Below are 931 nucleotides of genomic sequence, written 5' to 3'. Positions count from 1 at the left end.
GAGAAATTCTTCGATACGGTTAATCAATCGAAGATGATTGAATTGCTATCCAGAACGATTAAAGACGGCAGAGTGGTATCCCTCATACACAAGTACCTAAAAGCAGGAGCGATGAACAAGGGGAAGTTCGAAGAGACAGAGCTTGGACTCGTTCAAGGTGGGAATATTAGCCCACTGTGCAGCAATATCATGCTGAACGAGCTTGACCGAGAACTGGAGCGCAGAGGAATCAGATTTGTCAGGTACGCCGATGACATGCTTCTCTTTGCAAGGACAAAGCGATCAGCCGAGCGAATGCTGACAAACATTCTGCCCTACATCGAAGGGAAACTGAGGCTAAAGGTAAACAGAGAGAAAACAGTGGTTGCCTACATGGGCAGGATCAAGTTCCTGGGATACGGATTTTACCCGTCCAAAGACGGAATCAAACTACGCATCCATATAAAGAGCGTCAGCAAGATGAAAGCAAGAATAAAAGAACTCACTGCTAGAAGCAACGGGCTCGGATATGAACTACTGAAACTAAAGCTGAAACAATATATCACGGGTTGGATCAATTACTTCAAACTCGCAGATATGAAAAAGTTGCTCAAAGGAACAGACGAATGGTTAAGAAGAAGATTACGGATGTATATCTGGAAACGATGGAAACGCGTTCGAACCAGATACGCAATGCTCCGCAAACTCGGAAACGACCACAATACTGCTCTCAAATTCGCGTGTACAAGAAAAGGCTATTGGCGTATCGCCAATAGCCAAATCCTCAACACAACTGTCACCAACGCTCGCCTTAAACAAACGGGATACACATTTTTCTCGGAACACTATAAGACTGTATTGACGTAAACTTAGGAACCGCCGTATACCGAACGGTACGTACGGTGGTGTGGGAGGTCGGCTACTCAAATAATGGGTAGCCTCCTACCCGATT

At 45.2% G+C, this 931-nt stretch carries 1 protein-coding gene; it reads left to right on the top strand.

Going from position 1 to position 931, the window contains the following annotated elements:
• On the top strand, positions 1 to 846 hold an 846-nt coding region (locus tag ACFQ2I_RS19475; protein ID WP_377567209.1), incomplete at its 5' end, for a reverse transcriptase domain-containing protein.
• Between the last annotated feature and the right edge of the window lie 85 nt (positions 847 to 931).

The sequence above is a fragment of the Paenibacillus chungangensis genome (assembly GCF_042675905.1).
Classification (GTDB): domain Bacteria; phylum Bacillota; class Bacilli; order Paenibacillales; family Paenibacillaceae; genus Pristimantibacillus; species Pristimantibacillus chungangensis.
Note: the sequence above shows the minus strand (reverse complement) of the source record. Positions and strands in the feature narration are given on the sequence as shown.